Here is a 12,699-nt window from a genome sequence, read left to right as displayed (position 1 = left end):
TTAACATGCTTAGATTTTCTGGATTAGTAATGACAATCGCTTTAATTGTATATATTGTCTTTTTCTTATTAAGATGGTTGAAAAGACGAGAAAAATTAGAGATGATTATCTTTAAAACATGTTTATATGTATATGCTTGTGGTGTAATCAAGTATACAATTTTTCCCCTTATGTTAAATGCTTTCTTGATAGAAGATACAAAAATATTTGTAACAGGCCCTTATATGAATTTAATTCCTTTTAATTCAATAAGTGAAATGTTTATTGCAGAAAGAGAATCCGCTGCTTTTCAAATAGTTGCAAATATTATTATGTTTGTTCCCCTTGGAATGCTTTTACCATTATGTTATCCAAAATTAAGATGGAAAAGTGTTTTTGCTATAAGTTTTATAGCAACCGTCGGGATTGAACTTGCTCAATTATTACAGGATCTTATTTATCAATCGCCCTTTAAGTTTGTCGATATTGATGATGTAATACTGAACTTTTCTGGGAGTATTATTGGATATATGATTTTTGTTATGTTTAGGCCTTTGTTAAGGAAAATGGGATTATACCCAAATGTATAAAAAATTAAAGACATCTAAGTAAAATTATTAGATGTCTTTTTTATTATAGTATTGTTGTAAAGTGCACATCACACAACTTCAGAACTATTGTCATATCAACGCGTTTAAAAACTTATTATTTGTTCCAAGTGAAATAAATCTATTAATGATTTAACCCCGTATTTGCTACACCTTAAATAGATATTAACACAAAGGAAGTACAACATGAAAAAAATCATCAAGATTATTTTTATTGGATACATTATGGACGATGATTCAAACAAAAGAAGGGATGGATTCACCGCTCTGGCTTCCATTGCTTTACTAAGTTAATATACCGCTCATGAATATTTATGCGATAAAAATATAATATTTTATATATTGAGAGAGATAATTGTATTAAATATTCATGGGTAGTTCCTATTAGGTGAACATTTAGTGAAGTATATGTCATAAAATGAATAAAAAACTAATAATCGCTCTAAAACGAGTGGAAATAGGCCTTTTTAGGCAAAGTTATTTCAGAAAGAGTAAGAATAATTCTAAATAAGAATGCTTTTTAGTCATTCACGACATAAAACAGACATTTCATTACATTTTTGGTTATACACTCAGTTTTCGTGTTACAATTTTTTTGTTCGATGAAAGGTAATAAAAAGCACAGTCTACTACGGGAAAATGATGGGTGATTGTATGTTTTAAAGTGAGGTGAATACAAAAAGGGAGTGAGTTTGTAAGATAATAGTTTGTTTTATGACAATATGTTTGAGGCTACACTTTATTAATTATTACATACAAAGAGGGAGAGCGGAGAATGAAAAAAATTATATCATTATTAGTAGCATTTGTATGTTTGTGGAGTATTTTACTTCCAGGACATGAAGCAGATGCAGCGGCAAAAATCAATAGCTGGGACTTAGTAGATTCTAGTAAACACCTAGATTACTCGGGGAATTCAAAGTATATGTCATTTATTCGATCTGGCGCTAATACTTGGAATGCTTATAAAAAAGGAGTTATTAGACCAGCTTCAGGAGCGAATAAATCAGACGTATATTGTAGTGATATTTCAGCCAATAATAATATCAATGCAACGACTTATAGTAACGGGAAAATTACTTTTAACAAGAAAAATATGGATAAAAAAAATAATGCTGGGAAACAAAATGTTGCTACACATGAGTTGGGACATGGCTTGCGACTCGGGCATAATGCTTCTAGTGACGTAATGTATCAGTATAGCACGTCCAAAACTACTTTATCTACAAATGATAAACAATCCTATGATGCAGCATATAAAAAATATTAAAAAGGGGTACTAACATTGAAAAAAACAACTATGGGAATAATCGCTTCAGCAATTAGTATTTTAACTATCGGGTGTTTTTTAACAATAAACACATATGCCGAAAAAGCTGAACCAAAGAAGAAAGAAGTACCAACATATGCCATTTTTTCTGATTATACACTGGATGTAGATAATCCAGATGAAGTGGTCGAGGATGCAGATTATGTGTTTGTAGGGAAAGTAACAGAAGAAACTGGAACAATCTATAAAAATAAAACGCCAATCGAACAAGAAGATGGTTCAATCGAGTATATTGGTGAAGCTTATACAAATTACAAAGTAGAAGTCATTTCGAATTTGAAGAATGAACTAACGCTGAATAAGGAAATTGCACTTGAAAAACAGGGTGGTATTCGTGAAGATGGTTCTGCTTATGATGTTTTTGAAGATGACCAGTTACCAGAAGAAGGCGAAATCTATATTTTCACTGCTTATACGCAAGACGATGGATCACTCCTTGTAGCAGGTGGGAATTCTACCATTTCTTTCGATGAAAAAACGAAAAACATTGATACAGAAAAAGAAGTGAGCAAAACGGAAGAGTTTGAATTATATGAAGAGGCCGTTGAAAATCAAGTTACTTCCAACGAAAATTAAATAAGCCATTATAAAGCATAGCGATTCTGGCATGAATCGTTATGCTTTTTTATATAGTCGAAGGATTTCGAGAAAAAGCCTAATAAAAATAATTTTTAAACAATTTGCAATTATTTGTTGCGCTTTCAAAAAAAATCGGTTAAACTAATAACGTTGCATAATAAAACAAAGGAGGAATGGACGATGAATAATTATATGAAGACTTCAAACAAGGCATTATTGCGCTTAAAAATAGAATTTATTTCACCGGATCATTTCACGAACAAGGGAACTCTCCTTTAATTTGGTTTTATTTTATACAAAGTGGTGACAAATAAATATATTTTTTCGGGTAATAATGGGCAGAAATAGGTCCATTATTTTTATTTGTCCAATTTTAAGGAGAAAAGGGAGGGATTGTTGTTTGAAAATTTATAAAGCATTGGGTTGGTTTTTTAAAGAAAATTGGAAATCTTATGCATTTGGAGTAACCATTTTGTTTACGATTGCGCTTTTACAGTTAGTTCCGCCGCAAATTATTGGCTATACGGTTGATGCCGTAACGAACGACTCACTGACAAAAGACAAATTGATTAAATGGATGATTATTCTAGTTGTAGCAGCGATTCTTGCATACGGTGGTCGCTATGTTTGGCGGATGTTAATTTTTGGTTCTGATAATAAATTACAACGCACTTTACGTTTACGATTATTTGAACATTTTACCAAGATGTCGCCATTTTTCTTTCAACGTTATCGTACTGGGGATTTAATGGCCCATGCGACGAATGATATTACAGCTATTCAACAAGTTGCGGGGATTGGCGTTTTGACCCTATCAGATTCTGTTCTAACAGGGGGAACGGTTATTGCGACAATGGCAATAACGATTGATTGGCGCCTAACCTTGATTGCATTACTTCCAATGCCGTTTATGGTACTCGGAAGTTCGATTTTAGGTAAAAAGTTGCACGACCGTTTCCACGGAGCACAAGCCGCTTTTTCAATGTTGAATGATAAAACGCAAGAGAGTATTTCTGGCATTAAAGTAACACGGACATTTGGACAAGAGAAAGAAGATATTCAAGATTTTGCAAAACAAACCAAAGAAGTCGTTCAAAAAAATATTTCTGTCGCTAAAGTGGATGCGATGTTTGATCCGATGATTTCCATTATTGTGGGGATTTCATTTGTTCTTTCACTAGGATTTGGCGCGAAATTCGTTGTGGATGGAGAGTTGACTATTGGACAAGTGATTGCTTTTTCGAACTACTTATTCTTATTAATTTGGCCGATGTTAGCATTTGGATTTTTGTACAATATTATTCAACGCGGGAATGCTTCTTATGATCGTGTGCAACATTTACTCGCCGAAAAAGAAGATGTACTTGACCAGGAGGGCGCACTAGATACGGTTCCAGTTGGGGACTTACAAGTTGCAATGGACAAATTTACCTATCCTGATGAGAGTGAACCAGTCTTGTCAGATATTCATTTTGAATTAAAAGCTGGGGAAACACTGGGTATTGTTGGTCGAACTGGTTCTGGGAAAACATCCTTATTAAAGCTTTTAATGCGAGAATATGATACGTATGAAGGTAAGATTGCTTTTGCTAACGTGAAAATTCAAGACTATACGGTTCGAGCTTTACGAGAAGCAATTGGCTATGTGCCGCAAGATCAGTTTTTATTCTCCACAACGGTACGAGATAATATTCGTTTTGGAAAACCAGATGCACCGCAAGAAGAAGTGACGAAGATTGCAAAGCTTGTGGCTGTAGATGAAGATATTCTTGGTTTTGAAAATGGCTATGATACGATTGTCGGCGAGCGCGGGGTTTCACTCTCTGGTGGTCAGAAGCAACGTCTTGCTATCGCACGAGCGCTAATTATGAATCCTGAATTGCTTATTTTAGATGATGCACTTTCGGCAGTAGATGCGAAAACAGAAGAACAAATTTTAGCTAATTTAAAAGAGAATCGTTCGGATAAAACGACAATCATTAGCGCACACAGACTTAGCTCTGTCGAACATGCGAATCTAATTATCGTGATTGATAAAGGGCAGATCGTGGAACGTGGAACGCATAAGGAACTAATGGCTTTAGATGGCTGGTATGCAGAAATGTTCCACGAGCAACAACTGGAAGAAGCACTAGAAGAAGGGGGTGCAGCAGATGGAAGCGATGAATGAACAAGATGAAATGTTAGTGATGTCCGGTAAAGAACATCGCGAGGTTTTAAAAAGAATGCTTAGTTATACCAAATATCATATTCCGAGTTTGATTTGGACAGGTGTGCTTGTTCTTCTCGTAACGCTTGCGGATGTCTTTGCACCAATCTTGATTAAGATATTTTTGGATGATTATTTAACACCGATGAATTTGGAAATGCAGGCTTTGCTAATTCTTGGTGCGGGATATTTGGGACTTACGATTGGGAAATCAGTTGTTTGGTATTTCCAACTGCTGTTCTTCCAAAAAATCGCGCTTGAAATTGTGCAACAAATGCGGATTGATATTTTTACAAAACTTCATTCGCTAGGTATGCGTTATTTTGACAAAACGCCTGCAGGAAGCATTGTGTCGCGCGTGACAAATGATACCGAAGCGGTGAAAGATATGTTTATTAATGTGCTTTCAACAGCGATCCAAAGTTTGTTTATGCTTGTAGGGATTTATGCGGCGATGTTTGCGCTCAATGTTCAATTAGCGTTATATAGTTTGCTGTTATTCCCACTTATTGTCTTTATTATTTTTGTTTACCGGAAATACAGTTCGCAGTTTTACCGGGCGAGACGAGAAAAATTAAGTCAATTAAATGCAAAAATTGCTGAGTCGATTTCAGGAATGTCGATAGTTCAACAATTTAATCAAGAGCGTCGTTTAGTAAAAGAATTTGAGAAAATCAATAAAGATTACTATGACGTCGGAATGAAAAATATCAAATTTAATGCGCTATTACTTGGACCGGCGATTGATTTGATTTACGCGTTGGCTGTAGTGATTATTCTTAGTTTCTTTGGTGCAGAGTCATTAATAGGACCGGTAGCGATTGGTACAATTTATGCCTTTATTAGTTACTTTGATCGTTTTTTAGAAGCGATTTATAATGTAATGGAACGGCTAGCAATGTATCAAGAGGCGATTACGGCGGCTTCCCGAGTATTTCGTATTATGGATGAAACAGAAGAAGTGCCAGCCCAATTGAACGATCCAGAGGCAAAAATCACACGCGCTAAAATTGAGTTTAAAGATGTTTCGTTTGCTTATGAAGGTGGGCGTGACGTTCTTAAAAATATTAGCTTTACGGCTGAACCAGGACAAACGGTGGCGCTTGTTGGCCATACTGGGAGCGGGAAAAGTTCCATTATCAATTTAATGATGCGTTTTTATGAATTTGAACGTGGCGATATTTTAATTGATGGTAAGTCGATTAAGTCTCACGAAATTACAGAACTGCGTAAGAAAACTGGACTAGTTTTGCAAGATAGTTTTATGTTTTATGGGGATATTAATACAAATATTCGCCTCTACGATAAAAGCATTACAGATGAACAAATTGTGGATGCTGCGAAATTTGTTCAAGCGGATGGCTTTATTCAAACATTATCCGATGAGTACAACCATAAAGTGATTGAGCGAGGGGCTTCGTTTTCAAGTGGGCAAAGACAGCTGATTTCATTTGCCAGAACGGTTGTGACGAATCCGCAAATTCTCGTTTTAGACGAAGCGACAGCGAATATTGATACTGAAACAGAAAGCTTAATTCAAACTGGGTTAAAACGAATGAGAGAAGGACGTACGACGATTGCGATTGCGCATCGACTTTCGACAATTAAGGATGCCGATTTAATTTTAGTTTTATCTAAAGGACGAATTATTGAACGTGGTACACATGATACACTAATCGCAGAAGAAGGAGTGTACCATTCCATGTATCAATTACAAAATAGCGGAATGGATTTAGACGAAGCACTTTAAGCAGAGAAGTTTATTTCAAACGGTAAAAGGAATATAATGAGGAGCGAAGTGTTACAGCAGATTAGTAGGGGGAATTAAAAGTGTCATTAATCATTTCAATTATCATTACACTTGTTTTTGGAGCTGGAATTATCATGATAAGAATGAAAGCATCGAAGCGTCCAGCAAGTGTGAAAGGGATTATCATACCACCAATTATGATGTCAACAGGCGCTCTCATGTTTGTTATTCCTTTTTTCCGTGTTTCGTGGGTAGATATTTTAGAAGCTATAGCAATGGGGCTTGTGTTTTCTGTTATTTTAATTTGGACAACAAAATTCGAAATTCGTCATAAGTACGTATTTATTAAACGTACAAAAGCTTTTCCAGTTATTTTGATGGGACTGTTACTCATTCGAATCTTCATCAAGTACTGGATTAGTGGTAGTCTGGAAGTGGGAGAGTTGTCTGGAATGTTCTGGATAATGGCGTTTGCGATGATTGTACCTTGGCGAATTGTGATGTATTTCCAATATAAAAATACTGAAAAAGAGCTTAATAAAGTAGAAGTTAGTGGAGAGTACGAATAATAGTGAAAGCATTTTCTAAAACAGCTTGAATTATTCCGTATGAATAGCTTATAATGAATAATGTTACATCGTGAGTAATGTTACTTGCCGGATGGGTGAAGCATATCCGAGACTGACGCGGCCAGTTACAAAAGGGCTTCCGAGTTTGGCTTGAAAAAAAGGAGGACATCATCTTGAAAAAATGGTTATTAGTAGTTTTAACTTTAGCACTAGGATTGTCGCTTGCGGCTTGTTCCGGTTCTAACAGTTCTGACAAAAAAGAAGACACAAAAAAAGAAACAACAAGTGATAAAGACAAAGTACTAAATTATTACATGGACTTAGTAGACGTTGTTAATGAAAACAATGGCGATTACAACGCTTATGTAGGAGCAGTTGGCGCAGATCCTAAACCATCTGAAGCAGACCTTGCAGCTCTTGCGAAACCAGCTAGTGAATCAGCACTTAAAGTATCTGAAGCACTTGCTAGTGAAAAAACACCAGACCTTGGTAAATCCACAGATGATTTCAAAGCAGCTGTGAAACAATTAAGTGATGCTTACAAATTAGAAGCAGACGCACTTAAAGCTAGTGGTCGTGATACAACAAAAGCAGACGAAGCGATGGCAAAAGCGGACGAAGCAATTGCTGGCGTATTAAAAGATGCTGGACTTAATCCTTCAAGCATTACAACTGATACAGCTTCCTGATAATAAAAAAGACAGTTTCCTAATGGAAGCTGTCTTTTTTATTATTTATTTTTTGTTTGATTAATTTCATTTTGAAGTTGTTCAAAAGTCGCCATTAATTCTTGAGATTTAACTTCTAGTAGCTCTTTTTGGTCAAGTTCGGTATCATTGAATAATACCGGATCGCCAAAACGAATAATGATTTTTTTGCGTTTTAAAATTTCTCCAAATGTTTTTGGCCCATCATAAACGGCAGGTAGCATTGGAACTTTTGCTTTATGAGCGATAGTTACTGCACCGCGTTTTAAATGAAGGTTGGTCGTTTTTCTAGTTCCACTCGGGAAAATCCCAACTACTTTACCGGATTTTAACATCCGGATTGGGGCTTTAATGGCGCTTGGTCCGGGGTTATCGCGATTGACTGGAAAGGCGTTAAGGTGCGTCATGAGCCAGTTAAGGAATTTACCTTTGAAAAGCTCTTGTTTCGCCATATAATGTACCGGTGTTGGCGATAGGGCGAAACCGAGGTATAAGATTTCAATCCATGACGTATGCGTGGACACAACAACGTATGGTGCTTCAATGATTTTGTCTTTGTTTTGTACTTGAAATCGTCCACCAATAATAATTAAAATAAAATGAACGAGGTTTTTTGCGAAATGATAAAACAACTTCTTCACTCCCAGTATTGCTAGTTATTTTTTTAAACTATATCTAGTATACTTAAAATTGACGAGTTTTGCATTAAAAATAAATAATCTCTGAGAAAAAGAAATGAGGTAACCGATGAAATTTTTACATACAGCTGATTTGCATTTAGGAAAAATTGTATCTGGCGTATCGATGCTAGCAGAGCAAGAATATATTTTGGCACAAATAACGAAGATTGCCGAGGAAGAACAAGTCGACGCACTTATTTTAGCAGGAGATTTATATGACCGCGCCGTGCCGCCTGCGGATGCGGTGAAAGTGCTAAATGATATTTTAGTGAAATGGAATGTAGAACTAGGTATTCCGATATTTGCCATTAGCGGGAATCATGACAGTGCGGAGCGGCTTGCTTTTGGAAGTCAGTGGTATGAAAGTAGCAAGTTGTATATGAAAGGAAAATGTACCTCGCAGTTTGAAGCGATTTCTTTTATGGATGCCGAAGTGTGGCTTGTACCATATCACGAACCAGCAATTATTCGGGAAGCTTTTGCAGATAATTCGATTCGCAGTTTTGAGGACGCTATGCAAGCCGTGACGAAACAAATTCGGTCCAAATGGGATACAAGCAAGGCGCAGATTTTGGTTGGACATGCGTTCGTTTCTGGCGGTATTCCGAGTGATTCCGAACGACAACTAGCAATTGGAAATGTGGACCGTGTTTCTACGGATTGTTTTGATGGTTTTACATATACTGCACTCGGGCACTTGCACCATCCGCATGCGATTCGGCACCCGTCTATCTTTTATAGTGGATCTCCTTTAAAGTATTCATTTTCAGAAGCAAATGATCACAAAAGCGTGCGGATTGTGGAACTGGAAGGAAAAGAACTGGTTAGCGTGACGGAGCGCTTTCTAACACCAAAACATGATATGCGCATTATTTCTGGAACGCTAGCGGAACTGACAGAAAATTTAGTGGAAAATCCTGATGACTTTTTTCAAGTGAATTTAATGGATGAAGGTGCTTTAATTGATCCGATGGGGAAATTGCGCCAATTTTATCCAAATATTTTACATTTAGAACGTAAAAAGCAAACATTAAAAGAAACGCAAGATAACTTTGAAGAAATCATGAAAAAAGATGATTTAGAGCTATTTGGTCAATTTTTTGAACATGTTAATGGGACAGAATTAACGGAAACACAAAAACAAAAGTTAGCGGATGTTTTTGAACAAGCGAGGAAGGGGGATGCGGAATGAGACCGATTAAATTAACGATGCAAGCTTTTGGAGCCTATGCCAAAAAAGAAGTCATTGATTTTGAAAAGCTTGGAACGGAGCAAATTTTTGTGATTTCTGGTAAAACAGGAGCTGGGAAATCGACAATTTTTGATGCGATTAGTTTTGCAATTTTTGGGAAAGCGAACACATTTGATAGGGAAAGTTTTTCGATGCGAAGTCATTTTGCGACGGATAAAGAAATAACGGAAGTAACGCTAGCTTTTAGATTGAAGGACAAGATTTACCAAATTAACCGCATTCCTCAGCAGGAAATTGCCAAACAACGCGGAAACGGAACAACCACTTCGCCGCAAAAAGCAGAATTATATGAGTTGATTGGTGACGAAATGAAGTTGCTTGCAAGTTCCGTGCGCGATGTTAATGCAAAAATGGAAGAATTAATTCAACTTAATGTGGATCAGTTTAGACAAATTTTGATGATTCCTCAAGGCGAATTTAGAGAACTGCTCGTATCGGATAGTAAAGAAAAAGAAGTCATATTGCAACGGTTAGCGCATACTGCTTACTATGAAAAAGTGGAAAATTTGTTATGGGAAAAGCAGAAGCAAGCCGAAATCTTGGTTGTAGAAGCACGTAAAAAAGTAGCGGAACTTGCTGAACTTAGTTTACCGGATGGGGAAGTTTCTGGAAAGACAACGAGTGAAATCAGCGTGTTGCAAAACGAGGCCATTCAAAAAGAACAAGCAATTTTAACGGAATTAGAAAATAAATTAAGTATTATTCGGAAACAAACAAGTGAAGCTGTCGAAAAAGTGACGCTTGCGAAAGAACAACTGCTTGATTGGCAAAATTTGGATAAGTATACAGAAGAAGTTGCGACACTAGAAGCGGAGAAAGATTTTTATCAAACAATGGAAGTTCGTATGGAGGCTGCGAAAAGAGCAAGCAACCTTCAATCCCAAGATGCACTTTGTATTCGTTTAAAAGAACAATTAGAAACAGCCGAACAAACAGAAAAACAAGTAGCACTTGAGGCAGAACAGGTAAAAGCCCAATTTTCACATGCGAAAAAACAAAAAGAAGCTCTTGCCGAAAAAGAAGCAGAATTAGAAATAAACAAACGAACACTTTTCCAATTAGAAGAAATGGAACCGAAAATATTGGAATTAGAAACAGTCTTGATCCAAAAAAGACGCGCCGAATTAGACTGGAAAAAAACAACGACCCTTTTAGAAAAAATAATCGACAAGGAACAAAAAATAGCCACAGAACTGCAATCAGTTGAGGCGCGATTAGCGGAAATAAACAAAGCCGAGCTCATGTATTTAGAAGTTATTAACAAACGGACAACATTAGAAGCCAGGATAGAGAAAGAACAAGAATTGGTTAATAAAAGGATAAAAATGGAGGAGTGGGATGCAGCAAAACAAACTGAAGAACAAACATTAGCACAACTTTTAATAGAAAAAGCGGAAATGGAAAGAACGATTAAACAGGAAGAAACAAAACTAGAAAAAGAACAAGCGGCGACAATCGCAGCGCATTTGCATGAAGGAGATGCTTGTCCTGTCTGTGGTTCACAGTCACACCCAGTACTCGCAAAATTTGGAGAAACAGCTGACCTTGAAACACTCGAAATAGCAAAAGCAAAGCTACAAGAAAAACAATTAGTGCTTACTACGACGGAAAAAGCTATCAGTCAACTCGAATGGCAACTTAATGAATGGGCAGATATGAAAGAGCAAAGTTTAGCCGAAATACAACAAACTTTAGCTGAAAATATCCAACTAGCTACTAATCTGAGAGAGCAAATAACCCAGTTGCAATCCGAAGTAGCTCAAAAAGAAACTGTCCAAGCGACATTAGAATCATTGAAAAACAGACAAAATGAAACGCTAACCGAAAAAAATAAGATGGCTCTCGAAGTAGAAAAGTTGCATCAACAAGTGCAACTAACGGAAGGGAAACGAACTTATTTGGAACAATCCATTCCCGACGAGTTGCGAGATAAGGCTGTTTTCGATAACAAAATGAAAGAACTAAGCTCAAAAATCGAAACACATATCAAACAAGCCGAACAGATTGATGCGTTGTTTAGACAGGCAGAAAAAGAAACAACCAGACTAGAATCCACGTTACATTCAGCGCAAAAAACAACGGTGGATGCGAAAGAAGCCTTACAAGTACAGCGCGAAATTTTCAAAGAAGCCATGAAACAAAATGATTTTTTATCCTATGATGCGTATAAACAAGCTTTGTTATCAGTAGAAGAACTAAAAAACTTAGAAGAAAAACTGGCCGAATACGAGCGAAAACGCCATTTAGCTGTATCACGCCAAGCTGATTTAAAAGAAAAACTCCAAAACAAACAAAAACCAAATATGGAACAACTAGAATTCATTATGAAAGAGAAACAACTCGAACTTAGCCAATCAGAAGAAAATACAATGAAACAACGCGAATTCGTTGCAAAAAGAAAAGAACTTGTCGAAAACTACCAAAACAGTATTCAGGCAGTGGAACAAGCCGAAGAAAATTATGCGGATATTGGCTTACTAGCTGATGCAGCGCGTGGTAAAAATGCCCGGAGATTAACGTTTGAACGATATATTTTAGCGATGTTTTTAGACACGATTATTCACCGCGCCAACCACCGTTTATCCAAAATGACAAGCGGTCGTTTTGAACTACAGCGGAAAATGGAAAAAGCAAAAGGAAATGTCCAAAGTGGCTTAGAACTTGAAGTTTTTGATGAGTATACAGGATTAACTCGACATGTAAAAACACTTTCGGGAGGAGAAAGCTTCAAAACTTCTTTAGCGCTTGCATTATCACTCGCAGAAGTCGTTCAAGAAATGGCAGGTGGGATTTCACTTGAAACGATGTTTATTGATGAAGGATTCGGTACGCTTGATCCTGAATCACTTGAAGCCGCTGTAGAATGCTTACTGGAAACACAAGAAAATGGCCGCTTAGTTGGGATTATTTCCCATGTACCAGAACTAAAAGAACGAATTTCCGCAAGGCTAGAAGTAACCGCAACAAATCACGGAAGTACCACTAAATTTATTACTGCAAGTAGCTAAAAGACCGCATGCGTTGCCGTCCCTCGTC

At 36.8% G+C, this 12,699-nt stretch carries 10 protein-coding genes; 9 read left to right on the top strand and 1 reads right to left on the bottom strand.

Annotated elements, in window-relative coordinates; all coding sequences use genetic code 11:
- Positions 1-5 precede the first annotated feature (5 nt).
- The 7 genes from LMOATCC19117_RS08345 to LMOATCC19117_RS08315 all read left to right on the top strand — a co-directional run bounded on the left by LMOATCC19117_RS08345 (position 6) and on the right by LMOATCC19117_RS08315 (position 7,713).
- The gene (locus LMOATCC19117_RS08345) at positions 6-569 is read left to right on the top strand and encodes a VanZ family protein (RefSeq protein ID WP_003734363.1); all 564 of its coding nucleotides are present in this window, start codon (positions 6-8) and stop codon (positions 567-569) included.
- Between the two features lie 793 nt (positions 570-1,362).
- Complete coding sequence (locus LMOATCC19117_RS08340) at positions 1,363-1,857, top strand: matrixin family metalloprotease (RefSeq protein WP_003726261.1); 495 nt, start codon at positions 1,363-1,365, stop codon at positions 1,855-1,857.
- Between the two features lie 15 nt (positions 1,858-1,872).
- A complete protein-coding gene (locus LMOATCC19117_RS08335) occupies positions 1,873-2,493 on the top strand; it encodes a hypothetical protein (RefSeq protein ID WP_003744136.1) in 621 nt (206 codons plus the stop codon).
- Between the two features lie 403 nt (positions 2,494-2,896).
- Positions 2,897-4,666 carry an ABC transporter ATP-binding protein gene (locus LMOATCC19117_RS08330; protein ID WP_003727336.1) on the top strand — a complete coding sequence of 590 codons (1,770 nt, stop codon included), beginning with the start codon at positions 2,897-2,899 and terminating at the stop codon, positions 4,664-4,666.
- Positions 4,650-6,455: an ABC transporter ATP-binding protein gene (locus LMOATCC19117_RS08325; RefSeq protein ID WP_003726205.1), complete on the top strand. Its 1,806-nt coding sequence runs from the start codon at positions 4,650-4,652 to the stop codon at positions 6,453-6,455. Before LMOATCC19117_RS08330 ends, LMOATCC19117_RS08325 begins: the two co-directional genes overlap by 17 nt.
- Positions 6,456-6,535: 80 nt before the next feature.
- The gene (locus LMOATCC19117_RS08320; protein ID WP_003723512.1) at positions 6,536-7,024 is read left to right on the top strand and encodes a CcdC family protein; all 489 of its coding nucleotides are present in this window, start codon (positions 6,536-6,538) and stop codon (positions 7,022-7,024) included.
- 173 nt (positions 7,025-7,197) lie between these two features.
- Entirely contained in the window at positions 7,198-7,713 is a 516-nt protein-coding gene (locus LMOATCC19117_RS08315) for a hypothetical protein (RefSeq protein WP_003726203.1), read from the top strand.
- A 41-nt stretch (positions 7,714-7,754) separates the two neighbouring features.
- On the opposite strand, the gene LMOATCC19117_RS08310 is transcribed toward LMOATCC19117_RS08315, so the two are convergent.
- Positions 7,755-8,363, bottom strand: coding sequence for a lysophospholipid acyltransferase family protein (locus LMOATCC19117_RS08310; RefSeq protein WP_003727338.1), 609 nt, complete (start codon positions 8,361-8,363; stop codon positions 7,755-7,757).
- A gap of 115 nt (positions 8,364-8,478) precedes the next feature.
- Between LMOATCC19117_RS08310 and LMOATCC19117_RS08305 the strand changes: the two genes are divergently transcribed.
- Together LMOATCC19117_RS08305 and LMOATCC19117_RS08300 are read left to right on the top strand one after the other, a co-directional pair.
- Positions 8,479-9,603, top strand: a complete 1,125-nt coding sequence (locus tag LMOATCC19117_RS08305; protein ID WP_003734362.1) for an exonuclease SbcCD subunit D — start codon at positions 8,479-8,481, stop codon at positions 9,601-9,603.
- On the top strand, positions 9,600-12,671 hold the full coding sequence (locus LMOATCC19117_RS08300) for an SbcC/MukB-like Walker B domain-containing protein (protein ID WP_003734361.1): 3,072 nt from the start codon (positions 9,600-9,602) through the stop codon (positions 12,669-12,671). Before LMOATCC19117_RS08305 ends, LMOATCC19117_RS08300 begins: the two co-directional genes overlap by 4 nt.
- Positions 12,672-12,699 lie beyond the last annotated feature (28 nt).

Source organism: Listeria monocytogenes ATCC 19117 (assembly GCF_000307025.1).
GTDB lineage: Bacteria > Bacillota > Bacilli > Lactobacillales > Listeriaceae > Listeria > Listeria monocytogenes_B.
The sequence above is the reverse complement of the archived record's forward strand: the minus strand, read 5'-3'. Positions and strand labels throughout refer to the sequence as shown.

Bases quoted from the DNA above. Each gene is read 5' to 3' on its own strand.
- LMOATCC19117_RS08340 (WP_003726261.1), top strand. From the start codon at position 1,363: ATGAAAAAAATTATATCATTATTAGTAGCATTTGTATGTTTGTGGAGT.
- LMOATCC19117_RS08305 (WP_003734362.1), top strand. From the start codon at position 8,479: ATGAAATTTTTACATACAGCTGATTTGCATTTAGGAAAAATTGTATCT.
- LMOATCC19117_RS08325 (WP_003726205.1), top strand. From the start codon at position 4,650: ATGGAAGCGATGAATGAACAAGATGAAATGTTAGTGATGTCCGGTAAA.
- LMOATCC19117_RS08300 (WP_003734361.1), top strand. From the start codon at position 9,600: ATGAGACCGATTAAATTAACGATGCAAGCTTTTGGAGCCTATGCCAAA.
- LMOATCC19117_RS08345 (WP_003734363.1), top strand. From the start codon at position 6: ATGCTTAGATTTTCTGGATTAGTAATGACAATCGCTTTAATTGTATAT.